Source organism: Curtobacterium citri, from assembly GCF_030362955.1.
Lineage (GTDB): Bacteria > Actinomycetota > Actinomycetes > Actinomycetales > Microbacteriaceae > Curtobacterium > Curtobacterium citri.
The window spans coordinates 296,923-320,820 of sequence record NZ_JAUCML010000001.1; the positions used below are offsets into that span (position 1 = coordinate 296,923).

Consider the following 23,898-nt stretch of genomic DNA (forward strand, 5'->3'; position numbering starts at 1 on the left):
GACACTTTCGTGCTTCGAGGACCGCGAAAGTGTCCGTCCAGGCGAGTCTCGTCTCAGCCGAACACGTCGTGCGAGCGGAGCAGGGCCTGGAAACGGTCGAGCCGCTCCAGGTGCCACCAGGTCACCCGGACGACGGCACGCACCTCCCGTCGTCGACGGATCCGGTCCTCGCGCAGCTTCTCCTGCCAGACCACCTCTGCCGGATCACGGCCGGCGAGCATGGCACGGTCCACGTACTTCTGCTTGCCGTCGAACTCGACGACGACGCCGGTCTCCGGGAGCCAGAAGTCCACGCGATCGACACCACGACCGTGGCGGAACTCGTGTTGCGGCACGACCGCGGTGAACCCGCTCTCGACCAGTCGGACCGCGGTGTACGACTCGCCGACGGACTCGTGTCGGGCGTCGAGCGCTGCGAGCACCACGCGGGCTCGCCTCGAGCCTCGGTGTGAGCCGGGCGGCAGCGCGGCTTCAACGGCGGCAACGTCGAGTGCGCCCGTCCGCACGGCGCCGTCCACGGCCACGGCGGCGACGTGGACGGGCGCTGAACGCGCGACGGCCGAGGCGGTGGTCGTCGGAGCGGTGACCGCGACCCCGTCGAACCGGGCGCGAGCGAGGTCGAACGGTCCGATCCCGGGCGCGTGCAGCACGAGGCCCGCGCGGTGGACGGTCGTGTCCAGGGCGGGGACGGTCACGTGGACGCGTTCGGGGACGGGACCGATGACCGGCCAGCCGTGGATCAGCGCCGCGGTGAGGTGCGAGAAGGCGCCGCCGGACGGGACCGCCGGGGCCACGGCCCAGGCCCGGACGAGGTGCCGGTCGCTCGCGTCGAGCTGCTCCCATGACGATCGGGCGATGTACACGCCCGCGCGCAGTCGCACGACTGAACCCGCACGGTGCTGCCGCCGCAGCGTCCGGGCCGATGCGTCGTCCTCGGCGCGGAGGAGCGCTGGACGTTCTCGGTGGTGTCGCATCCCGCCACGGTCGTGCAGAGCAGGCCCGCCCGGGTACGCGTCGGCCGACTTGTGGACGGCGACGCTGCGACTCGCGCGTGGGGAGGAGTCGCGAGGCTCGTGTCAGCGGACACTTTCGCGGCTTCGGGACTGCGAAAGTGTCCGCTGAGACGAGGCTCGGCCGCCGGCAGCGCGTCAGCGCAGCGTGCTGTGGCGGCGGCCGTAGGCCAGGTAGAGCGCGGCGCCGACGAGCATCCACACGCCGAACGCGATCCACGTGCCGGCGCCGAGGAACACCGCGAGCAGGACGCAGCAGAGCGTGCCGAGGACCGGGACGACCGGGAACAGCGGCACGCGGTACGAGCGCTCGAGGTCCGGTCGGCTGCGGCGCAGGACGAGCACCGAGACGTTCACGAGCGCGAAGGCGACGAGCGTGCCGATGCTCGTGGCGTCGGCGAGTTCGCCCAGCGGCACCAGGGCGGCGACCACGGTGACGACGACGCCGACCACCAGGGTGCCGGCGACGGGCGTGCCGGTCCGGTGCGAGACCCGACCGAACAGCTTCGGCACCAGGCCGTCCCGGGCCATGGTGAGCAGGATGCGGGTCTGCCCGTAGAGCACGGTGAGCACGACGCTCGCGATCGCGACGACCGCGCCGACGGAGAAGACCAGGGCGACCCACGGCTGGCCGGTGACGTCGACCACGATGCGGACGAGCGAGGCCTCGTCGGACGAGAACGACGTCCACGCGCGGGCCCCGATCGCGGCGATCGCGACGAGGATGTACAGCGCGGTGATGAGCGCGATCGAGCCGATGATGGCGCGGGGGAGGTCGCGGCGGGGGTCCTTCGCCTCCTCGCCGGCGGTCGACGCGGCGTCGAACCCGATGTACGAGAAGAACAGCCGGGAGGCCGCGGCCGTCACCCCGGCGGCACCCATCGGCGCGAGCGGTTCGAAGTTCTGCGCCCGGAACGCCGTGAACGCCACGACGACGAAGAAGACGAGCAGGGCGATCTTCACGACGACCATCAGCGTGTTCACCCAGGCGCTCTCCCGCGCGCCGGGCAGCAGGACCGCCGTGGCGAGGAGCACCAGGACCGCCGCCGGCAGGTTGACGACGCCGCCGTCCCCGGGCGGTGCGGCGAGGGCCGTCGGCAGGTGCAGCCCGAAGACGCGCAGGGTCTCGTCGACGTACTCGCTCGCGCCGACGGCGACCGCGGCGACCGAGACGGCGTACTCGAGGACGAGGCACCACCCGCAGACCCACGCGATGCCCTCGCCCATGGTCGCGTAGGTGTAGGAGTAGCTCGAGCCCGAGGTCGGCACGGCACCGGCCATCTCGGCGTAGGAGAGCGCCGAGAGCAGGGCCGCGACGCCCGCGAGCACGAACGAGATCCAGACCGCCGGGCCCGCCAGCGGGACCGCGGTGCCGAGCACCACGAGGATGCCGGTGCCGAGGGTCGCGCCGACGCTGATCATCGTGAGGTGCCACACGCCGAGCGACCGGCGGAGCGGTGCGCCGTCCACCCCGCGCGCGGCCTCGGCCTGCAGTTGCTCGATCGGCTTGCGCCGCGCGAGCTGCTGACGGAGGGACGTGGGGCGGGTGGGCGCGGACGTCATGGGACCTCTGGTGGAGCGGGGGAAGGGGACTGCTGATGGTGGCACGGCCCCTGAACGGGGTCAAATACGTCGCACACCGCCGGTGTCCGGAGCCGGGTCTAGGTTGGGCGCATGAGCATGGGGCACGGCGCGCGGGTCGGTGGCGGCGGTCCGCGCGGCGGCGGGCGCATCTCGAGCGGGGACGTCCAGGCGCAGCGAGCCGCCAACGCCGAGGCGCCGCGCATCCCGCACCTGGTCCGCCGCATCGCCGGCCTGTTCGTGCCGCACCGCCGCTCGATCGTCCTCACGGTGGCCCTCGTCCTGGTCGGCGCCGCCCTGTCGGTCATCCCGCCGCTGCTCACCCAGCAGGCGTTCGACCGCGGGCTGTTCCCGCCCTCGGGACGGCCGGACGTCCCCGTGCTGCTCGAACTCGTCGGCGGCATGGTGGCCCTCTGGATCGCGAGCGCCGGGGTCGGCATCTGGCAGACGTACCTGACCGCGACGGTGGGCAACAAGGTCATGGGCGCGATGCGCATGCGGTTGTTCGCCCACCTGCAGCGCATGGAACTGGCGTTCTTCACGCGCACGAAGACCGGTGTGATCCAGTCGCGTCTGCAGAACGACGTCGGCGGGGTCGCGAGCGTGCTGAACAACACGATCTCGTCCGTGCTCGGCAACACCGTCACGGTCATCGCCGCCGTGGTCGCGATGCTCCTGCTCAGCTGGCAGATGACGATCGTCGCGGTGGTCCTGCTGCCGCTCCTGGTCATCGCGCAGCGTCGGGTCGGTCAGGTCCGCGCGCGCATCGCGGGGCAGACGCAGGAGTCGCTGTCGGACATGACCGCGATCACCCAGGAGGCCCTCAGCGTCTCCGGCATCCTGCTCGCCAAGTCCTTCAACCAGCAGCGCAGCGAGACGCAGCGCTACGGGGACGAGAACCGGAACCAGATCCAGCTGCAGGTGCGCCAGCAGATGTCCGGACAGTGGTTCTTCGCCATCGTCCAGGTCTTCCTGTCGATCATCCCCGCGGTCATCTACGTCGTCGCCGCGTACCTCATCATCGGCGACGTCCCCATCACCGCCGGCACGATCGTGGCCTTCACCACCGTGCAGTCGCGGCTGCTGTTCCCGACGGTCGGCCTGCTCCGCGTGGTGCTCGACCTGCAGACCTCGGGCGCACTGTTCGCCCGCATCTTCGAGTACCTCGACCTGCGGCCGGCGATCACCGACGCACCGACCGCGCGGAAGGTCGACGAGCGCCGCGTCGGGCACGTGGCGTTCGAGGACGTCACCTTCGCCTACCCCGACGGCGAGCCGGACAAGCCGACGCTCCGCGGGGTCTCCTTCGACCTCGAGCCCGGCCAGTTCGCCGCCTTCGTCGGTCCCTCGGGCGCCGGCAAGACGACGATCTCGTACCTGGTGCCGCGGCTGTACGAGGCGTCGGCGGGCTCGGTGCGCTTCGCCGGGCAGGACGTGCGCGACCTCGAGCACGAGGACCTGATGCGACACGTCGGCATCGTCAGCCAGGAGACGTACCTGTTCCACGCGACGATCGGCGACAACCTCCGGTACGCCAAGCCGGACGCGACCGCCGCCGAGCTGGAGCGGGCCGCGCGGGCCGCGAACATCCACGACACGATCGCCTCCTTCCCGGACGGCTACGACACCGTCGTGGGGGAGCGCGGCTACCGGCTCTCCGGCGGCGAGAAGCAGCGCATCGCGATCGCGCGGGTGCTGCTCAAGGACCCGCCCGTGCTCGTGCTCGACGAGGCGACGAGCGCGCTCGACTCGATCTCCGAGCACGTCGTGCAGACCGCGCTCGACACCGCTGCCGCCGGGCGGACCACGATCTCGATCGCGCACCGGCTGTCGACGATCCGCGACGCCGACGTCATCTTCGTGCTCGACCACGGGCAGATCGTCGAGCGGGGGTCGCACGACGAGCTGCTCGCGCGCGACGGCGTCTACGCGTCCCTCTTCCACCAGCAGGACGCCTTCCACCAGCAGGACGCGCCCGTCGACGCCGGGCGCTGAGCTGCGCGCCGACGACCGAGGGACCGCCGCGCAATCCGGCGTCGCGACCCAGCGCACCGCCGGGGGTGCCGCCTAGACTCTGCGGCGTGCGTTACGCGAACTCCGTCGTCGACCTCGTCGGCGACACCCCGCTCGTCCGCCTGAACCGTGTCACCGAGGGGATCCGGGCCACCGTCCTCGTGAAGGTGGAGTACCTGAACCCCGGTGGCTCCGCGAAGGACCGGATCGCGACGCGGATCATCGACGCCGCCGAGGCATCCGGTGAACTGCGTCCGGGCGGCACCATCGTCGAGCCGACATCCGGCAACACCGGGGTCGGGCTCGCGCTCGTCGCCCAGCAGCGCGGCTACCGCTGCGTGTTCGTCCTGCCCGACAAGGTCGGCGAGGACAAGCGGAACGTCCTGACCGCCTACGGTGCCGAGATCGTCGTCACCCCGACCGCCGTGGCACCCGACGACCCGGAGTCCTACTACTCGGTGTCGGACCGCCTGGCGGAGGAGATCCCGGGCGCCTGGAAGCCGAACCAGTACGCGAACCCGAACGGCCCGCGCAGCCACTACGAGACGACCGGTCCGGAGATCTGGCGCGACACCGAGGGGCGTCTCACGCACTTCGTCGCCGGCGTCGGCACCGGCGGCACCATCACCGGTGCCGGCCGGTTCCTCAAGGAGGTGTCGGACGGCGGCGTCCGGATCGTCGGCGCCGACCCCGAGGGTTCCGTCTACTCCGGCGGCTCCGGCCGGCCGTACCTGGTCGAGGGCGTCGGCGAGGACATCTGGCCGCCCGCCTACGACCCCGAGGTGCCGGACGAGATCATCGCGGTGAACGACGCGGAGTCGTTCGCCATGACCCGTCGCCTGGCGCGCGAGGAAGGGCTGCTGGTCGGTGGTTCGAGCGGCATGGCCGTCGTCGCCGCACTGCGCGCCGCCCGCGACCTGACCGAGGACGACGTCGTCGTGGTGCTCCTGCCCGACGGCGGACGTGGCTACCTCGGCAAGATCTTCAACGACCGCTGGATGCGCTCGTACGGCTTCGCCGAGACCGACGACGCCCGGACCGTCGGGTCGGTCGTCGCCGGCAAGGACGGCCGCCTGCCGGACCTCGTGCACGCGCACCCGTCGGACACGGTCCGCGACGTGGTCGAGATCATGTCGACGTACGGCGTCTCGCAGATGCCCGTCCTCAGCGCCGAACCGCCCGTCGTCATCGGCGAGGTCGTCGGTGCGGTCGCCGAGAAGGACCTGCTCGAGCAGGTCTTCACCGGCGCCGTCGCCATGACCGACGCGGTCAGCGGCTCCGTCGGCGACCCGCTGCCGCTCATCGGCGTGGGGGAGTCGCTGTCGGCGGCCCGCCGTGCGCTCGAGACGGTCGACGCGCTCCTGGTCGTCGACGACGGCAAGCCCGTGACGGTCCTGACCCGTCACGACCTCCTGACCTCCCTCTCCGAGTGACCCCGCTCGCCGAGTGACCCCGCTCTCCGAGTGACCTCCCTCTCCGAGTGACCCCCGACCCCCGAGGAACCGAAGCACGCATGACCGAGTTCGCCACCCGCGCCGTCCACGCCGGCCAGGACCCCGACGCCACCACCGGCGCCGTCATCCCGCCCATCCACGTCACCAGCACCTACGTGCAGGACGGCGTCGGCAACATGCGGGACGGCTACGAGTACTCCCGCGGGGGCAACCCCACGCGGGACGCCCTGCAGACCCTGCTCGCCGACCTCGACGGGGGCGTCGCGGCGTACTCGTTCGCGTCCGGCCTCGCCGCCGAGGACGCCCTGCTCCGCGCGTACCTGGAGCCCGGCTCCCGGGTCGTGATGGGCAACGACGTCTACGGCGGCACGCACCGCCTGGTGAACCGGCTGCACGTGCCGTGGGGCGTCGAGCTCGTGGTGGTCGACATGAGCGACGTCGACCGGGTCCGCGCCTCGCTCGAGGGCGCCCCGGCGAAGACGGTCCTGTGGGTCGAGACGCCCACGAACCCGCTCATGAAGATCGCCGACATCACGCTCCTGTCCGAGGTCGGGCACGAGGCCGGCGCGCTCGTCGTCGTCGACAACACCTTCGCCTCGCCGTACCTGCAGCGGCCGCTGTCGCTCGGTGCCGACGCGGTGTCCTACTCGACGACGAAGTACCTGGGTGGCCACTCCGACGTGGTCGGCGGTGCCGTCGTGCTGCGTGACCAGGAGTTCGCCGAGCAGGTCGGCTTCCTGCAGTTCGGTGCGGGCGCGATCGGCTCGCCCTTCGACGCGTTCCTGACCACCCGCGGCATCAAGACGCTCCCGGTCCGCATGGAGCGCCACTCGACGAACGCGCAGGCCGTGGCCGAGGCCCTGGTGTCCGCTCCGGGTGTCGAGCGCGTGTACTACCCCGGCCTCACCGACCACCCCGGGCACGAGGTCGCGGCGAAGCAGATGAGCGGCTTCGGCGGCATGCTGTCCGTCGCCCTCACGGGTGGGCCCGAGGCCGCGAAGCGGTTCGTCGAGTCGACCGAGGTCTTCACGCTCGCCGAGTCCCTGGGCGGCGTCGAGTCGCTCATCGGGTACCCGAGCGAGATGACGCACGCGTCGGTGAAGGGGACCGAGCTCGCGGTGCCGGAGAACGTGGTCCGGCTTTCGGTGGGCATCGAGGACCGCGGCGACCTCGTCGCCGACGTGCTGCAGGCGCTGTCCCGCTGACGCGGCCACGGGCCGTGCACCGACAGGGCGACGGACGGGAGGCGCTCCACCGGAGCGGTGGGGCGCCTCCCGTCCGTCGTGGTGCCCGTCAGACCGTCGGTGCCGGCCCCTAGGCTGGCCCGGTGAGCAGCGTGGCGACGAGGTCGGGGATCCTCGGTGGGCGGTACGCCCTGGCGACGCTCGGCATGGTCGCCATCGTCGGGGTCGCCGCGTTCCAGAACCTGGCGATGACCACGGTGATGCCGGAGATCAGTCGCGACCTCGACGGGCAGACCCTCTACGCGCTCGCGTTCGCCGCGCCGCTCGCCGCCGGGGTGCCCGGCATGGTGCTGGCCGGCAACTGGTCGGACCGCTCGGGCGGCCGCCTCGTCGCCTGGGTGTCCGCGGCGTTCTTCGCGATCGGCACGGCCGTGGTGATGCTCGCACCGACGATGGAGGTCTTCCTCGTCGGGCGCCTGGTCGAGGGGTTCGGCGCCGGGGCCGTCGACGTCGTGCTCTACGTGCTCGTCGCCCGGATCTTCCCGGCGGAGCTGCACGGCCCCGTGTTCGCCGGGTTCGCGGCCGCGTGGGTGGTGCCCGCGCTGGTCGGACCCGCGCTCGCCGGCGTCGTGACCGAGGTGTGGGGGTGGCACTGGGTCTTCGCCGGGGCGCTCGTCATCGCACTCGTCGCGTTCGCGCTGCTCGTGCCGACGCTGTCCCGCCTGCACGCCCCGCCCGTCGAGCGTCGCCCGGCCTGGCAGCGCGGCCGGATCGCCTGGTCGGTGGGGGCGGCGGTGGCGATCCTGCTGCTCAACGTGGCACCGGACCTCGGGGTCGGGGCGCGGATCGCCGCGGTCGTGATCGGCGTCGTCGGGGCCTGGGCGGCGCTGCGACCCCTGCTGCCGACGGGGACCTTCCGCGCCGCGCCCGGCCTGCCGTCGGTGGTGCTGCTCCGCGGGCTCGTCGCGGCGGCGTTCTTCGGCAGCGAGGCGTACGTGCCGTTCCTGCTGCAGGAACGCCACGGGCTGTCGGCGTCGGCCGCGGGGTTGGCGCTCACCGTGGCGGCGCTGAGCTGGGCCGGTGCGAGCTGGCTGCACGGGCGGCTCGGGGAGGACCGTCTCACCGCGGCCCGGACCTTCCGCGCCGGGCTCGCACTCGTCCTGGTGAGCCTGCTGACGGCGCTCGCCGTCGCGCTCTGGGACCTGCCGTGGGCGGTGCTCGTCGCCGGGTGGTTCGTCGGCGGCGCGGGCATGGGGGCGATGTACCCGCGGCTCTCGATGCTCACGCTGCGCTTCTCCCGCGAGGGCGACGACGGGTTCGCGAGCTCCGCGCTGACGATCGCCGACGCGTCCGGCAGCGTGGTCGGGCTCGCGGTCACGGGCCTGCTGTTCGTGGGGAGCGGGGGAGCGGACGGCGACTGGTCGTTCCCGCTCGTGTTCGTCGCGATGACGGGCATCGCGCTCGTGGCGGCCGTCGCCGTCCACCGGCTCGGCCCGGTGCCGGCACCGGCGGCGGGGCCCGCACGGAGCTGACGTCCCGGCGGTAGCGTGGCACACCGACCGAGTGGAGGACCGGAGTGCGCATCACCGTCGTCGCCGTCCTGGTGGGCGCCGCCTTCGCCCTCACCGGGTGCCAGGGTGCGACGACCGCGGCACCCACACCCGTGCGCAGCACGGACCTGACGAGCTCCGACGGCGGCTTCGACCGGAACGCCGTGGTCGGTGTGGTGCTCGCGCCGGGCGACGACGCCCTCGCGGCGGACCTCGAGGACGGGCTCGGTGACGCGGGCTTCCGGCCGGACGTCCGTGTGGCGCCCCGGGCGGACGCGGCGACGGCGCAGCGGCAGGCCGTCGACGGGCTCGTCCGCGACGGGGCGAAGGCGCTGCTGGTCCGTGCCGTCGACGCGGGGTCGCTCGCGGGTGCGGTGCAGACGGCGCACGACGCGGGCGTGGTCGTCGTCTCGCTCGGCGACGCGGTGCCGGCGAGCGGGACCGGGGGCGACGGCGTCTCGGCCGACCACCGGGTGCCGACGTCAGACGACCCCGGCGCGACCGCGCGCACCGCGGTCGACGTGGTCCGGTCACTGCAGCGCGGCGAGCAGCCGGACGCGGACGACTGACCACGGGCGCGCCCGTGCCCGGCCCCTACCGCTCAGGCGGGACGGCGGTCGGTCAGTGCCACCACGCCGGGAAGGACAGCGTGATCGTCTCGACGAGGGCCTTGCGGGAGCGCCGTGGTCCGGCGAGCCAGGCGCCGATCGCGCCGACGAAGCCCTGTGCGACGAAGCCCGCGGCGACGTCGTCGAGCATCGCCGGGCGGGCCGCGGCGTCGAGCTCGCGGATGTGCTGCGCACTCGACACCGTGAAGTGCTCGACGAGCAGCCGGTGCAGCGAGGCGTCCTCGGTGTCCGGGAGCCCCCGCGCGTAGATGTCGCGGTGCGCGACGACGTGTTCGACGACGGCGTCGATGCCCCGTCGGGTGATCGCGGCGAGCTCGTCCGTGTCGGCTCCGCGTGCGGCGGCGGTGCGGCGGGCCTCGACGTCCTCCTCCCGGATCCGGTCGAGCTCCGGCGTGAGCACGTCGGCGAGCAGGGACCCGGGGGAGACGGCGTGCGAGTAGAAGGTGGCGCGGTTGATCCCCGCGGCGCGGGTGACGTCGGCGACGGTGATCCGGGACACGGGGCGATCGGCGGCGAGTCGGAGGATCGCCTCGCGCAGCGCCGCCGTCGTGTGCAGGATGCGGGCGTCGACCACGACACCACCCCCTTCTGTTGCGTCGGCCCGGTCACCGACGCGTGCCCGAGCAGTCCGACGCTACCGCACGCCGACCGCGCGGACGGGTCGGAGAGCGCAGTGTGACGGGCCCCTCCGTCGGTGGGCGTTCCGCGAGCGGGCGTGCAGGCCCTACGATGGTTCCGGGGCCGAATCGATTCGACCCGCGTCGACGCAGCCGTTGCCGTGTCACGTGACGAGCCCCGCACCCGTCTCTCCTGCACCCCTCCTCCCGTGAAGGACCGCTCGTGACCGCGCCCGCCACCACCGGATCGCTCCGCGTCGTGCTGCACCCCGGTGACGCCCTCACCCGGCGTCAGCGACTCGTCTACGTCTTCGTGCTCGGCGCGCTCACCGCGCTCGGGCCGTTCACCATCGACCTCTACCTGCCGGCGTTCCCGTCGCTCGAGCGCGAGTTCGGCATCAGCGAGGGCGCGGTGCAGCTCACGCTGACGGCCACCACCCTGGGCTTCGCCGTCGGGCAGCTGCTCGTCGGTCCGTGGAGCGACAAGGTCGGTCGACGGCTCCCGCTCATCGTGGCGACCACGGTGCACGTCGCCGCGTCCGTCGGTGCCGCGCTGGCGCCGGACGTCGAGGTCCTCGCGCTCTTCCGCGTGCTGCAGGGCATGGGGGCGGCCGCGGGCGGCGTCGTCGCGATGGCGACCGTGCGCGACCTGTTCGGCGGCAAGCCGCTCGTGCGCATGCTGTCGCGCCTGGCGATGGTGAACGGCCTCGCGCCGATCCTCGCGCCGCTCATCGGCTCGCAGATGCTGCAGTTCGTCAGCTGGCGCGGGGTCTTCGTCTTCCTCGCCTGCTACGGCGCCGCGGTCGTGATCGCCTCGTCCCTGCTCATCGTCGAGACGCTGCCGAAGGCCCGCCGGCACGAGGCCGGGCACTCCACGATCGGGCAGCGCTACCGCGCGCTGCTCTCGGACCGGATCTTCGTGGGGGTCGCGCTGATCGGCGCGATGGTCTTCAGCGGCCTGTTCTCGTACCTCAGCGCGTCGCCGTTCCTCTTCCAGACCGTCTACGGGCTCGACGCCCAGCAGTACGGGCTGCTCTTCGCGGTGAACTCCATCGGTGTCGTGGTCGGGGTGCAGGTGTCCTCACGGCTGGCGCAGCGGGTCGGCCCGCAGTGGATCCTGGCGTGCTCGACCGCGACGCTCTTCGTGTCGGCGGCGGCGATCGTCGTCCTCGACCAGCTCGGTGCCGGACTCGTCGGCGTCCTCGTGCCGCTGTGGTTCTTCATCGCCGCCTGCGGCTTCACCTTCCCGCTCGTGCAGGTGATCGGGCTCGCCGCGCACGGCAAGGAGGCCGGCACCGCCGCGTCGCTCCTCGGTGCCCTGAACTTCGGCGTCGCCGGCCTCGTGTCGCCGATCGTGGGCATCATCGGCATCGACGCCGCGACTCCGATGGCCGCAGTGATGGGCTGCACCGCGGCGGTCGCGGTCCTCGTGCTGTGGGTCGTCGTGCGGCCGAGGACGGTCCCGGCGCTCTCGCACTGACCGACCGCAGCACTGACGCGCTGGCCGACCGCCGAGACCGGACCGGGTCGTCGCTGCGTCCGTAGGCTGCGGGCATGAGCGACGCGGTGGAGCAGGCACGGGCGGCGGCAGCGGCGGCGCAGGCCGCGGCGGAGGAGGCGCGTCGGCTCGCCGACGAGGCAGCTCGTCGAGCCGAGGAACTCGCCGCCGCGCTGCAGCAGGCGGCCGACACCGCGGAGCCGGCCGCGCCGAGCGCCGACCCGGCCGAGCGCGAGCCGGAGCCGACGTCGGGGACGGGCACCGAGCCTCCCGGCAGCACCGCAACACCGGACACCGCTCCGGCCGACACCCCGCCGTCCGCGCCCGCGCCGTCCGCGCCCGCGCCGTCCGGTCCCCTCGGCCCCGAGGCGGTCGCCGCCGTCCGTGCCGGCTACGCCCTGGAGGGGACCGCCCTCGAGCTCGGCGCCCTCGTCAACGGCGCACCCCTGCCCGACGTGCCGGTGCGGATCCCGCTCGCGATGCTCAACCGCCACGGACTCGTCGCCGGAGCGACCGGCACCGGCAAGACCCGGACGCTCCAGGTGCTCGCCGAGCAGATCGCGGCTGCCGGCGTCCCCGTCTTCGCCGCCGACGTGAAGGGGGACCTGTCCGGGCTCGCCGAGGCGGGACAGCCGAACGACAAGCTGCTCGCACGGACGGCCGGCATCGGCCAGCGGTGGGAGGGCCTGGCGAGCCAGGCGGAGTTCTGGTCCCTCGGCGGACAGGGCGTCGGCGTGCCGATCCGTGCCACGGTCTCGGGGTTCGGTCCGCTGCTGCTGTCGAAGGTCCTCGGGCTCAACGAGACGCAGGAGTCGTCGCTCGGTCTCGTGTTCCACCACGCCGAGCGCGCCGGACTGCCCCTGGTCGACCTGGCCGACCTCCGTGCCGTGCTGACCTTCCTCGTCAGCGACGCGGGCAAGGCCGAGCTGGCCGAGCTCGGTGGCCTGTCGAAGCAGACGGCCGGCGTGATCCTCCGCGAACTCGTGACCTTCGCGGACAAGGGGGCCGACCGGTTCTTCGGGGCGCCTGAGGTCGACACGCAGGTGTTCCTCCGCACCGCCGCCGACGGACGCGGGACCGTGAACCTGCTCGAGGTCCCCGGCGTGCAGGACCAGCCGGAGGTCTTCTCGACCTTCCTCATGTGGCTGCTCGCGGACCTGTTCAACGAGCTCCCGGAGGTCGGCGACACCGAGAAGCCGAAGCTCGTGTTCTTCTTCGACGAGGCGCACCTGCTCTTCAGTGGCGCGTCGCACGACTTCACCGAGCAGGTCGTGCGGACGGTCCGGCTCATCCGGTCGAAGGGCGTCGGCATCGTCTTCGTGACGCAGACACCGAAGGACCTGCCGGACGACGTGCTCGCGCAGCTCGGGTCGCGCGTGCAGCACCAGCTCCGGGCGCACACGCCGGACGACGCGAAGGCGCTCAGGGCGACGGTGTCGACCTTCCCGACGAGCGACTACGACCTGGCGGAGGTGCTGACGTCGCTCGCCACGGGCGAGGCGATCGTCACGGTGATGGACGAGCGCGGTGCGCCGACACCGGTCGCGTGGACGCGACTGCGCGCTCCGCAGGGATCGATGGCCCCCCTGCCGTCGTCCGTCCTGGAGGCACGGGTCGCCTCCTCCCCGCTGCTCGCCACCTACGGCACCGCGGTCGACCCCGAGTCGGCCCGCGAGATCCTCGCGGCCCGGATGGAGGCAGCCGCAGCGGAGGCCGCTGCAGCCCAGGCGCAGGCCGAGGCGGAGCAGGAGGCGGCACGTGCCGCCGCCGCGGCGGCGAAGGAGGCGGCCGCGCAGGCGCGGCGCGACGAGCGGGAGCGTGCGGCGGCCCAGGCCGAGGTCGAGCGGACGCAGCGGGAGTTCGAGCGGGCCGAGCGGGCTGCGACCGCGCGGCGGTCGCGCTCGTCCACGCGGACGCGTACCAGGCGGGTGACCGACGACCCGTTGGCCGACCTGCTCGGTCCGGGGATCGGCGGCGCGATCGCGAAGGAGGTCGTGCGCGGGATCTTCTCGACGCTCCGGCGGCGTCGCTGAGGACCCGTGTCAGCGGGCCAGGAGCTCCACGGTCTCGACGGCCAGGAGGGCGACACCGATCCCGACGGTGAGCAGGGCCACCACGAGCACACCGGCACGACGCTCGTACCAGGTGCGGCTCGCCGGCCAGCGGCGTGCGAGCTCGCGCGTGTGGACGGGACGACGGTCGTGCTCGACGGGGAGGTCGAGGGCCTCGAGCACCCGGTCGAGGGCGGACTCGCCCCAGACGTCGCCGCGCATCCGGAACAGGTGGCCGCCCTCGGCGTCGAACGCCAGGAGCTCCCGCGTGGTGCGGTCGGCGGAGGCGCCGTAGGTCGTCGCGACCACGAGCCGGTGGAGCCGGTCGCGGGCGACGTGCCGGTTCGGCGTGAGGACCGCGCGGAGGACGACCGACTGCGCGTCGATGCCGAGGTACGCCTGCCCGAGCCGGACGAACAGCGCGCAGACGAGCACGGCGAGGACCAGGACGACCGGGACGACGAGGGTCCACCACCGCACCGGCAGCGACACCCACGCCAGGGCCACCGCCAGCGGGACGGCGGAGCACACGACGCTCAGCACCGTCGAGCGGACCAGCGACCGCCGCGGACGGAGCAGGACGTCGAAGACGGGCGTCCGCAGTCGTCCTGCGGTCGGCATCGTCGCTTCCCCCACGTGGGTCTCCTCACCCCTCGGGCGCGGGCAGGCGAGAGTCCTGCCGCGGACGACGCCCCTGCCGTCCGCTGCACCGCGACCGCCCCGTCCCGGGGGCGACCGTCTGCTCAGGATAGGGGCGAACGGGGGTGGAGGACAGCGCGTTCCACCCCCGATGAGCGTTTCCCGGCCAGGACCGGTGCGACGGGGGGCGTCGTGGTCGGGCAGGTGGGGGACCGGGAAGCAGGACAGGCGCGCCCGGGACCCGGACGCGCCTGTCGGTGCTTGCTCGTTCTGCGGAGAATGGGGGATTCGAACCCCCGAGGGCTTGCACCCAACACGCTTTCCAAGCGTGCGCCATAGGCCACTAGGCGAATTCTCCAGTGCCGTCTCGCGACGACACCCCATGGTACAGGTTCCGGAGCGTGCGGATGACCACACCCTCCACAGATCGTCGGGCTCCCAGAGCGCCCGACACCCGCCCGACTAGCCTGGAGGGGTGTCGACCCGCATCTACATCACGTCAGCAGAAGGACACACGGGCAAGAGCACCGTCGCCCTCGGTGTCCTCGAGACCCTCGCACGCTCGGTGGGACGGGTCGGGGTGTTCCGCCCGGTCGCCCGGTCGGTCGTCGAGCCGGACTACGTGCTCGAGCTCCTGCTGCAGCACAGCGCGGTCGGGCTGTCCTACGACGAGGCCGTGGGCGTCACCTACGACGACGTGCACGCGGACCCGGACGCCGCCCTCGGCACGATCCTGTCCCGGTTCGCCGAGGTCGAGCGGCAGTGCGACGCGGTCGTCGTGCTCGGGTCGGACTACACGGACGTCGGCAGCCCCACGGAGCTGTCGTTCAACGCGAAGGTCGCCGCGAACCTCGGTGCACCCGTCCTGCTCGTGCTCGGGGGTCGCGACGCGGCGGAGCGCGGGGTCCGGACGCCCGACGCGATGGCGCAGGTCGCCGACGTCACGACGAGCGAGCTCCGGGCGGCGCACGCGCAGCTGCTCGGCGTCGTGGTGAACCGGGCCGACCCGGACGCCCTCCCGGCCATCGTGCAGAGCGTCGAGACCGCCGTGCGCGACGACCACCCGGACACGCCGGTGTGGGCCATCCCCGAGGACCGCGTGCTCGTGGCACCGACGGTGCGGGCACTCCTCGAGGCGACCGGCGCCACGCTCGTGCGCGGGGACGAGGCCCTGCTCGACCGCGAGGCACTGGGCACGGTCGTCGCCGGCATGAGCATGGAGAACGTCCTCCCGCGGTTGATCGAGGGCGGCATCGTCGTCGTCCCCGGGGACCGCAGCGACGTGCTCCTGGCGACCGTCCTCGCGAACCAGTCCGAGACGTTCCCGAGCCTGGCGGGCGTGATCCTCAACGGCGGGTTCGAGACCTCGCCGCAGATCACGCGCCTGCTCGAGGGCCTGTCGAGCTCGCTGCCGATCGCGCGGAACGACCTCGGCACCTACGACACCGCGCTGCGCATCACCCACACCCGCGGTCGGCTCGCGGCCGACTCGCCGCGGAAGGCCGACCTCGCGCTGGCGCTCTTCGAGCAGCACGTCGACGCGGACGCCCTGCGGGACCGTCTGCAGCTGACGCCGTCCGGGGTCGTCACACCGCTCATGTTCGAGCACGGCCTGCTCGACCGGGCCCGTGGGTACGGCAAGCACATCGTGCTGCCGGAGGGCGACGACGACCGCATCCTCCGTGCTGCGTCCACGTTGCTCGCACGGCAGGTCTGCGCGCTCACGGTCCTCGGCGAGCCGGCGGCGGTGCGTGCCCGGGCGACGGAGCTCGGCCTCGACCTCGAGGGCGCCCGGATCGTCAGCCCCTTCGACCCCGAGCTGCGGGAACGGTTCGCGGCGGAGTACACGCGGCTGCGGGCGCACAAGGGCATGTCGATCGAGCTCGCACGCGACACCGTCACCGACGTGTCCTACTTCGGCACGCTCATGGTGCAGCTCGGGCTCGCCGACGGCATGGTCTCGGGTGCGAAGCACACCACGGCGCACACGATCCGCCCGTCCTTCGAGATCATCAAGACCCGTCCGGACACGTCCATCGTGTCGAGCGTCTTCCTCATGGCCCTCGCGGACCGCGTGCTCGTCTACGGCGACTGCGCGGTGATCCCGGACCCGACGAGCGAGCAGCTCGCGGACATCGCGATCTCGTCGGCCGAGACCGCCTCGCAGTTCGGCATCGACCCCCGCGTGGCGATGCTCAGCTACTCGACGGGCGACAGCGGCACCGGGGCGGACGTCGACAAGGTGCGCGCCGGCACCGCCTTCGTGCGCGAGCGCCGTCCGGACCTGCTCGTCGAGGGACCGATCCAGTACGACGCCGCCGCCGACCCGACCGTCGCCCGCACCAAGATGCCGGACTCGCCGGTCGCCGGCCGCGCGACGGTGTTCGTGTTCCCGGACCTCAACACCGGCAACAACACGTACAAGGCCGTGCAGCGCTCGGCCGGTGCCGTCGCCATCGGTCCCGTGCTGCAGGGCCTGCGCAAGCCCATCAACGACCTCTCCCGCGGTGCGCTCGTCAGCGACATCGTCAACACCGTCGCCATCACGGCCATCCAGGCCGGCACCGCGACCGACGCAGCCTGACCCCGGGGACCCGCACCGTGCCTCCCGTCCGATCCAGAAAGTGACCATCCACGTGACCGCAGCCCTCGTCGTGAACTCCGGTTCGAGTTCGTTCAAGTACCAGCTCATCGAGCTCGAGGGCGAGCGCACGCTCGCCTCGGGCCTGGTCGAGCGCATCGGGGAGTCGTCGGGCGCCTGGAAGCACACGAACGCGGTGACGGGGGAGACCTCGTCGAACGACGCGGCCGACGTGCCCGACCACGCCGCCGGGTTCCAGGCGATGATCGACGCCTTCGCGAAGGTCGGACCCTCGTTCGACGAGCACCCGCCGGCCGTGGTCGGGCACCGGGTGGTGCACGGTGGGACCACCTTCGACCGCGCGACCGTCGTGACGGAGGACGTCGAGCGGCAGATCGACGAGCTGAGCAGCCTGGCGCCGCTGCACAACCCCGCGAACCTCGAGGGCATCCGGGCCGCGCAGCGGGTCTTCTCGGACGTGCCGCACGTCGCCGTGTTCGACACCGCGTTCCACCAGACCATGCCGCCGCACGCGTACACGTACGCGATCCCCGCGGACCTGGCCGAGCGGTACCGCATCCGCCGCTACGGCATGCACGGCACGAGCCACAAGTACGTCTCCGAGCAGGCCGCGGTGTTCCTCGACCGGCCGCTCTCGGAGCTGAAGACCATCGTGCTGCACCTCGGCAACGGTGCCTCGGTGGCGGCCGTCGACGGTGGGCGGTCCATCGAGACGTCCATGGGCCTCACGCCGCTCGAGGGGCTCGTGATGGGCACCCGTTCCGGCGACCTCGACCCCGCCGTGCTGATCCACCTGCACCGCGAGGCCGGGCTCGGCTTCGACGAGCTGGACACCATGCTCAACAAGGAGTCCGGGCTGCTCGGGCTCACGGGCAACGGCGACATGCGGGACGTGCAGGACGCGGCGCTCGCCGGCGACGAGGCCGCGGAGGCGGCGCTCGCCGTGTACCGGCACCGGATCCGTCGCTACGTCGGCGCCTACACGGCACAGCTCGGCGGGCTCGACGCGGTCGTCTTCACCGCGGGCGTGGGGGAGAACAACGCCCTGCTGCGTCGGCGCGTGCTCGCCGGCCTCGAGCACCTCGGGATCGAGGTCGACGCCGACCGGAACGAGCTGCACTCGAAGGAGGCGCGGCGCATCTCCACGGACGGCTCGCGGGTGGCGGTGCTCGTCATCCCGACGAACGAGGAGCTCGAGATCGCTCGGCAGTCGGCGGCGGTCGCGCTGTAGATCGCTGCCGGGTGCAGGCCGCCGTCCGGTGGGCGAGACGCCGCCGGGTGCGCGAGACGCCCCCGGATCCGGCGGTGTCTCGGCGCTCGGACGGCGTGTCCCGCCGAGGCGCGCGGGCCGGCCGGGTCAGCTCATGGCCTGCAGGGCCGCCGGGATCGGGGTGTCCCCGCTCGTGACCTCGAACTGCACGCCGACCGCGGCGTCGTCGAGCAGGGCGTGCAGCACGAGTGCGGCGACGTCCGCGCGGGGGATCGATCCCCGCGGCACCGTCCGGCCGACGGTGACCGTGCCCTGCGGCGGGGTGTCGAGCAGCCCGCCCGGGCGGATGATCGTCCACCGCAGGTTCCGCATGCGGATGTTCGCGTCGGCTTCGGACTTCGCGCGCAGGTACACCTGGAACACGTCCGCCTCGGTCTGCGCCGGAACGACGGCCCGCTCGCGGTCGTAGGCGTCGGCACCCAACGCCGAGATCATCACGTAGCGCCGGATGCCGATCCGCTCGGCCGCGTCGGCGAGGGTGATCGCGGCATCCCGGTCGACGGTCTCCTTGCGCTCCGCCCCGCTGTTCGGGCCGGCACCGGCGGCGAAGACCACGGCGTCGACACCGCGGAGGCGCAGCGCGAGCTCGTCGTCGTCCACCTGCTCGAGGTCGACGACCATCGCGGTGGCGCCCTGCTGCTCGACGTCGGTCACGTGCGCGGGGTTCCGGACGATCGAGACGGCGTCGTGTCCGGCATCGGTGACGAGTCGGGCGAGGAGCAGGGCGATCTGACCGTGTCCTCCGGCGATGGCGATCTTCATGTGTCCGATACTGCCCGTCGCGTCCGGTATGCTTCCGGAGGCTCCTCACGTGACGCCATCCAGGCCAACTCCCCCAGGGCGGAAACGCAGCAAGGGTAACCGGGCTCTGGCGGGTGCGTGAGGAGTCTTTGCGTTCCCGGGACCCGAAGGCTGTGCCGCCGCGAGACCGGGTCGTACCCGGCCTCCACAGGTCGTCGCGGAGGCATCGCGCTGTCGGCTGTCCCGGCTACCCTTGTCGCGTGGTCACCGCCCTGTATCGCCGTTACCGGCCCGAGAACTTCGCCGAGCTGATCGGGCAGTCGCAGGTCACCGACCCGCTGCGGACCGCGCTCCGGACGAACCGCGTGAACCACGCCTACCTGTTCAGCGGACCGCGCGGGTGCGGCAAGACGACGTCCGCGCGCATCCTCGCGCGGTGCCTGAACTGTGCCGAGGGCCCCACGGACACGCCGTGTGGTGTGTGCCCGAGCTGCGTGGAACTCGCACGTGGCGGCGGTGGGTCGCTCGACGTGATCGAGATCGACGCCGCGAGCCACAACGGTGTCGACGACGCCCGTGACCTGCGCGACCGCGCCGTCTTCGCCCCGGCTCGCGACCGCTACAAGATCTTCATCCTCGACGAGGCGCACATGGTGACGCCGCAGGGCTTCAACGCGCTGCTCAAGCTCGTGGAGGAACCGCCGGAGCACGTCAAGTTCATCTTCGCGACCACCGAGCCGGAGAAGGTGATCGGCACCATCCGGTCCCGCACCCACCACTACCCGTTCCGACTCGTCCCGCCCGCGACGATGCTCGAGTACATCGAGCAGCTCTGCGCGCAGGAGTCCGTCTCGGTCGCGCCCGGCGTGCTGCCGCTCGTCGTGCGGGCCGGCGGCGGGTCGGTCCGCGACACCCTGTCGCTGCTCGACCAGCTCATGGCCGGCAGCGAGGACGGCGCGATCGCGTACGAGCGTGCCGTCGCACTGCTCGGCTACACCGACGCCGCGCTCCTCGACGACGTGGTCGACGCGCTCGCCGTCGCCGACCCGGCGTCCGCCTTCGCCGCGATCGACCGCGTCGTGCAGACCGGCCAAGACCCACGACGCTTCGTCGAGGACCTGCTGGAGCGCCTCCGCGACCTGATCGTCGTCGCGGCGACGAACGAGAGCGCCGCCGCCGTGCTGCGCGGCATCTCGCCCGAGGAGCTCGACACCATGACGCGGCAGGCGGGCGTGTTCGGCGCGACCGCCCTCTCGCGGTCCGCCGACATCGCCAACAAGGCCCTGACGGACATGACCGGCGCCACCTCGCCGCGCCTCCACCTCGAGCTGATGACGGCGCGGATGCTGGTGCCCGAGGCGGACGACACGCAGCGCGGTGCGCTCGCGCGGGTCGAGCGGCTCGAGCGCCGGGTGGGTGTCGGCGAGGTCGGTGGGCACGAGGGGACGTCGACGGACGCCGGTGCCGGAGCTGCTGCCGCGCGCGCCGCTGTGCCGTCCGCACGTCCGGGTGCCCCGGAGTCCGGGCCGACGACCGCGCCACGGACCGCTCCCGCTGTGCGGACGGCTCCCGCGCAGCAGCAGACCACCGCTCCGGCTGCCGCGGCGCCTGCACCGTCCGGGTCGGACGATCCGGGGACGGCCGTGCGCGACGCCGCCGCCTCGTGGGCAGCGGTGGCGCCGGGTGCGGCGGCACCGAGCGCGCCGGCCGTACCGCCCGCCGCCCGGCAGACCGCGAAGGAACCGGAAGCGCCGGCACCCGAACGGCACGAGCCCGCCGGCACGGCGAACGCCTCGTCCACCGGGCAGGGGACCGCCGTCGGGGACGAACCCGTCGTGCGTCCGGTCACCCCGGTGGGCTTCCAGCAGCTCAAGGACGCCTGGCCCGAGGTCGTCGAGCACGTCCAGCGCTCCCGACGGTCGGCCTGGTCCGTCGTGGTCACCGCGCAGGTGACCGCGCTCCGTGAGGACGTGCTCACGCTGACCTTCCCGAGCCAGCAGGACGTGGCGTCCTTCAAGGAGATGTCCGACCCGTCGACGAGCGTGAGCGAGCTCCTGCGCTCGGCGATCATCGAGGTGCTCGGCCTGCGCGTGAAGTTCGTGGCGCGCGGCCCCGGGCAGCAGCAGCCTGGCCGACCGCAGGCGGCACCGCAGCCGGCGGCCCCGCAGCAGGCCGCGCCCCGGCAGGAGGCGCCGCAGCAGCGACCGGCTCCACGACAGGACGCGCCGTCGGCGACCTCGGACCGTACGGCACCGCAGCAGGCGGCACCGCAGCAGGCGGCGCCGCAGCATGCCCCGACGCAGCAGGCACCCCAGCAGCAGCGACCGACGCCGTCCGAGCCGCAGCGCACCGCCCCGACGACGGCACCCGCGTCGACGGGGCCGGTCACCGACTGGGCGGTCGCGACCATCCCCGCGACCGACCCGACCGCGGGCGCGGTCCCGGAGCACCTCGAGCCGGGCTGGTCCGCACCGTTCGGCACCACCGACACGGGGGAGCCCGTCGCACCGGTCACACCGGTGTCGGACCCGGCTGCCGACGCGGCCCTCGCGGCACAGCTGCGACCGGCCTCGGCACTCGGCGGAGCAGCAGCGCGCCCGCGGACCGGAGCACCGAGCGAGCAGCCCGCGACCGGGACGACCGGCGCGGCGGCGGGCACGGCACCGGACTCCGGCGCGGCAGCTCCGGCGACGTCGGCTCCTGTGGCATCCGGCCCGGCAGCCGCACCGGCCCCTGCAGCAGGATCAAGCACCGAGGTGCCGGTCGACGACTACCCGCTGGACGACGAGCCGTACGACGACGGCGCCCCGTTCCCCGACCCGGGTGCCGGATCCGCAGCACCGTCGACCCCCGCGCCGTCGACCCGCGCCCCGGGCCAGGGCAGCCCGACGCACGACCGCCCCCAGGCGGCCACCGCACCGCAGCGGACCGCCCCGGCCCAGCAGCGGACGGCCCCGCCACAGGTCCGGCGCGCCCCGGTCGCGGGCCGCTACGGCGAGGCCGTCGTCCGTGAGATCCTCGGTGCGCAGTTCATCGAGGAGACCGCCCTGCACGAGGAAGGCGCCTGATGTACGACGGCATCGTCCAGGACCTCATCGACGAGTTCGGCCGGCTCCCCGGCATCGGGCCGAAGTCGGCGCAGCGGATCGCGTTCCACATCCTGCAGACCGAGTCGTTCGACCCCGCACGGCTGTCCGAGCTCCTGGCCGAGGTCAAGGAGAAGGTCCGCTTCTGCGAGATCTGCGGCAACGTCACCGAGAACGTGCAGTGCAGCATCTGCCGCGATCCCCGACGCTCGCCGGCCGTCATCTGCGTCGTGGAGGAGGCGAAGGACGTCGCCGCGATCGAGCGCACCCGCGAGTTCCGCGGGCTCTACCACGTGCTCGGCGGCGCGATCAGCCCGATCGACGGCGTCGGTCCGGACGACCTGCGCATCCAGCAGCTCATGACGCGGCTGGCGGACGGCACCGTGGACGAGGTGATCATCGCGACCGACCCGAACCTCGAAGGTGAGGCGACGGCGACCTACCTCAGCCGTCTGCTCGTCCCGATGGGCATCCGCACCACCCGTCTCGCCTCCGGCCTGCCGGTCGGCGGCGACCTGGAGTACGCCGACGAGGTGACCCTCGGACGCGCCTTCGAGGGCCGCCGCGTGGTCGGGAACTGACCCCGGGCCACGCAGGATCGTTGCGTCGGTGCCCGCTCGCACGCAACATCCGCGGAACACCCTCTAGCATTGTCAGACCGCGTGACCGTCGCGGAACCGTCGTCCCCGGGAGTACCAGCCAGTGGCCCTGATCGTGCAGAAGTTCGGTGGATCGTCCGTCGCGGACGCCGAGAGCATCAAGCGCGTGGCGAAGCGGATCGTCCAGACGAAGAAGGCCGGCAACGACGTGGTCGTGGCGGTCTCGGCGATGGGCGACACCACCGACGAGCTCGTCGACCTCGCGCACTCCGTGACCCCGATCCCGGCCGGTCGCGAGCTCGACATGCTGCTCACGGCGGGGGAGCGCATCTCGATGGCGCTGCTCGCGATGGCGATCAAGAGCCTGGGGGTCGAGGCGTCCTCGTACACGGGCAGCCAGGCCGGCATGCTCACCGACGCCCAGCACGGCAAGGCCCGCATCGTCGACGTCACCCCGAAGCGCGTGCGCGAGGCGCTCGACGCCGGACACGTCGCGATCGTCGCCGGCTTCCAGGGCTTCAACCGCACCACGGGCGAGATCACGACGCTCGGACGCGGCGGGTCGGACACGACCGCCGTCGCCCTCGCCGCCGCGCTCGACGCCGACGTGTGCGAGATCTACACCGACGTCGACGGCATCTTCACCGCGGACCCCCGCGTCGTGCCGAAGGCGCAGAAGGTCGACCGGATCACGAGCGAGGAGATGCTCGAGCTCGCCGCGTCCGGCGCCAAGGTCCTCTACATCCGCGCCGTCGAGTACGCCCGTCGGCACGGCGTCACCCTGCACGTCCGCTCCTCGTTCAGCAACGCCGAGGGCACCATCGTCTACAACCCTGCCGAGGGGGAAACCGTGGAAGAACCGATCATCACCGGGATCGCCGGAGACCTCTCCGAGGGCAAGATCACCGTCGTCGGCGTGCCCGACACCCCCGGCAAGGCCGCCGAGATCTTCACGATCGTGGCCCGCGCCGGTGCGAACATCGACATGATCGTGCAGAACGTGTCCGAGGCCGTCACCGGCCGCACGGACATCTCCTTCACACTGCCGAAGGACCAGGGCCAGGGCGTGCTGACGGCGCTCGAGGTCGCGAAGGCCGACATCGGGTACGAGGGCATCCAGTACGACGACCAGATCGGCAAGCTCGCCCTGGTCGGCGCGGGCATGCGCACGAACGCGGGGGTCTCCGCGGCGCTCTTCCGCGCCCTGCACGAGGCCTCGATCAACATCGAGATGATCTCCACGTCGGAGATCCGCATCTCGGTCGTCACCCGCGCCGACACCCTGAACGAGGCCATGCGGGTCGTGCACCAGGCGTTCGGCCTCGACGCCGACCAGGAAGCCGTCGTCTACGCCGGCACCGGCCGCTGAGCAGC

At 72.9% G+C, this 23,898-nt stretch carries 17 protein-coding genes, 1 tRNA gene and 1 other RNA gene; 13 read left to right on the forward strand and 6 right to left on the reverse strand.

What is annotated here, in order from left to right; genetic code table 11:
- Positions 1 to 53: 53 nt before the first annotated feature.
- Entirely contained in the window at positions 54 to 974 is a 921-nt protein-coding gene (locus QUG92_RS01490; RefSeq protein ID WP_289457428.1) for a hypothetical protein, read from the reverse strand.
- Between the two features lie 174 nt (positions 975 to 1,148).
- Complete coding sequence (locus QUG92_RS01495; RefSeq protein ID WP_182045989.1) at positions 1,149 to 2,573, reverse strand: APC family permease; 1,425 nt, start codon at positions 2,571 to 2,573, stop codon at positions 1,149 to 1,151.
- 117 nt (positions 2,574 to 2,690) lie between these two features.
- Between QUG92_RS01495 and QUG92_RS01500 the strand changes: the two genes are divergently transcribed.
- The 5 genes from QUG92_RS01500 (at position 2,691) to QUG92_RS01520 (ending at position 9,361) form a co-directional block, all read left to right on the forward strand.
- A complete protein-coding gene (locus tag QUG92_RS01500; RefSeq protein ID WP_289457554.1) occupies positions 2,691 to 4,586 on the forward strand; it encodes an ABC transporter ATP-binding protein in 1,896 nt (631 codons plus the stop codon).
- An 86-nt stretch (positions 4,587 to 4,672) separates the two neighbouring features.
- The gene (locus QUG92_RS01505; protein WP_289457429.1) at positions 4,673 to 6,037 is read left to right on the forward strand and encodes a cystathionine beta-synthase; all 1,365 of its coding nucleotides are present in this window, start codon (positions 4,673 to 4,675) and stop codon (positions 6,035 to 6,037) included.
- An 80-nt stretch (positions 6,038 to 6,117) separates the two neighbouring features.
- The gene (locus QUG92_RS01510; RefSeq protein WP_289457430.1) at positions 6,118 to 7,263 is read left to right on the forward strand and encodes a cystathionine gamma-synthase; all 1,146 of its coding nucleotides are present in this window, start codon (positions 6,118 to 6,120) and stop codon (positions 7,261 to 7,263) included.
- A gap of 122 nt (positions 7,264 to 7,385) precedes the next feature.
- On the forward strand, positions 7,386 to 8,774 hold the full coding sequence (locus QUG92_RS01515; RefSeq protein ID WP_289457431.1) for an MFS transporter: 1,389 nt from the start codon (positions 7,386 to 7,388) through the stop codon (positions 8,772 to 8,774).
- A 44-nt stretch (positions 8,775 to 8,818) separates the two neighbouring features.
- Positions 8,819 to 9,361, forward strand: a complete 543-nt coding sequence (locus QUG92_RS01520) for a type 1 periplasmic-binding domain-containing protein (protein WP_289457432.1) — start codon at positions 8,819 to 8,821, stop codon at positions 9,359 to 9,361.
- A gap of 52 nt (positions 9,362 to 9,413) precedes the next feature.
- Here the strand turns inward: QUG92_RS01520 and QUG92_RS01525 are convergent, their stop codons facing one another.
- Positions 9,414 to 9,995, reverse strand: coding sequence for a TetR/AcrR family transcriptional regulator (locus tag QUG92_RS01525; RefSeq protein ID WP_069712156.1), 582 nt, complete (start codon positions 9,993 to 9,995; stop codon positions 9,414 to 9,416).
- A 266-nt stretch (positions 9,996 to 10,261) separates the two neighbouring features.
- Between QUG92_RS01525 and QUG92_RS01530 the strand changes: the two genes are divergently transcribed.
- A complete protein-coding gene (locus tag QUG92_RS01530) occupies positions 10,262 to 11,518 on the forward strand; it encodes a multidrug effflux MFS transporter (protein WP_182045994.1) in 1,257 nt (418 codons plus the stop codon).
- Between the two features lie 74 nt (positions 11,519 to 11,592).
- On the forward strand, positions 11,593 to 13,569 hold the full coding sequence (locus QUG92_RS01535; RefSeq protein ID WP_289457433.1) for a helicase HerA-like domain-containing protein: 1,977 nt from the start codon (positions 11,593 to 11,595) through the stop codon (positions 13,567 to 13,569).
- A gap of 9 nt (positions 13,570 to 13,578) precedes the next feature.
- On the opposite strand, the gene QUG92_RS01540 is transcribed toward QUG92_RS01535, so the two are convergent.
- Together QUG92_RS01540 and QUG92_RS01545 are read right to left on the reverse strand one after the other, a co-directional pair.
- The gene (locus QUG92_RS01540; protein ID WP_182045996.1) at positions 13,579 to 14,223 is read right to left on the reverse strand and encodes a hypothetical protein; all 645 of its coding nucleotides are present in this window, start codon (positions 14,221 to 14,223) and stop codon (positions 13,579 to 13,581) included.
- A 276-nt stretch (positions 14,224 to 14,499) separates the two neighbouring features.
- A tRNA-Ser gene (locus QUG92_RS01545) sits at positions 14,500 to 14,584 on the reverse strand.
- A gap of 117 nt (positions 14,585 to 14,701) precedes the next feature.
- Here QUG92_RS01545 and pta point away from each other — a divergent pair.
- Both pta and QUG92_RS01555 read left to right on the forward strand, forming a co-directional pair.
- On the forward strand, positions 14,702 to 16,810 hold the full coding sequence (gene pta / locus QUG92_RS01550; protein WP_289457434.1) for a phosphate acetyltransferase: 2,109 nt from the start codon (positions 14,702 to 14,704) through the stop codon (positions 16,808 to 16,810).
- A gap of 52 nt (positions 16,811 to 16,862) precedes the next feature.
- A complete protein-coding gene (locus QUG92_RS01555) occupies positions 16,863 to 18,059 on the forward strand; it encodes an acetate/propionate family kinase (RefSeq protein WP_289457555.1) in 1,197 nt (398 codons plus the stop codon).
- A gap of 126 nt (positions 18,060 to 18,185) precedes the next feature.
- On the opposite strand, the gene QUG92_RS01560 is transcribed toward QUG92_RS01555, so the two are convergent.
- Complete coding sequence (locus tag QUG92_RS01560; protein WP_289457435.1) at positions 18,186 to 18,860, reverse strand: SDR family oxidoreductase; 675 nt, start codon at positions 18,858 to 18,860, stop codon at positions 18,186 to 18,188.
- Positions 18,861 to 18,896: 36 nt separating this feature from the next.
- Between QUG92_RS01560 and ffs the strand changes: the two genes are divergently transcribed.
- From ffs to QUG92_RS01580, 4 genes are all read left to right on the forward strand, one after another.
- Positions 18,897 to 18,993: signal recognition particle sRNA small type (gene ffs, locus QUG92_RS01565), an RNA gene on the forward strand.
- Between the two features lie 106 nt (positions 18,994 to 19,099).
- Entirely contained in the window at positions 19,100 to 21,907 is a 2,808-nt protein-coding gene (locus QUG92_RS01570; RefSeq protein ID WP_289457436.1) for a DNA polymerase III subunit gamma and tau, read from the forward strand.
- Entirely contained in the window at positions 21,907 to 22,506 is a 600-nt protein-coding gene (gene recR / locus QUG92_RS01575) for a recombination mediator RecR (RefSeq protein ID WP_069712162.1), read from the forward strand. The genes QUG92_RS01570 and recR overlap by 1 nt, the downstream gene beginning before the upstream one ends.
- A gap of 121 nt (positions 22,507 to 22,627) precedes the next feature.
- The gene (locus QUG92_RS01580) at positions 22,628 to 23,893 is read left to right on the forward strand and encodes an aspartate kinase (protein ID WP_069712163.1); all 1,266 of its coding nucleotides are present in this window, start codon (positions 22,628 to 22,630) and stop codon (positions 23,891 to 23,893) included.
- The last annotated feature ends 5 nt before the right edge of the window (positions 23,894 to 23,898 follow it).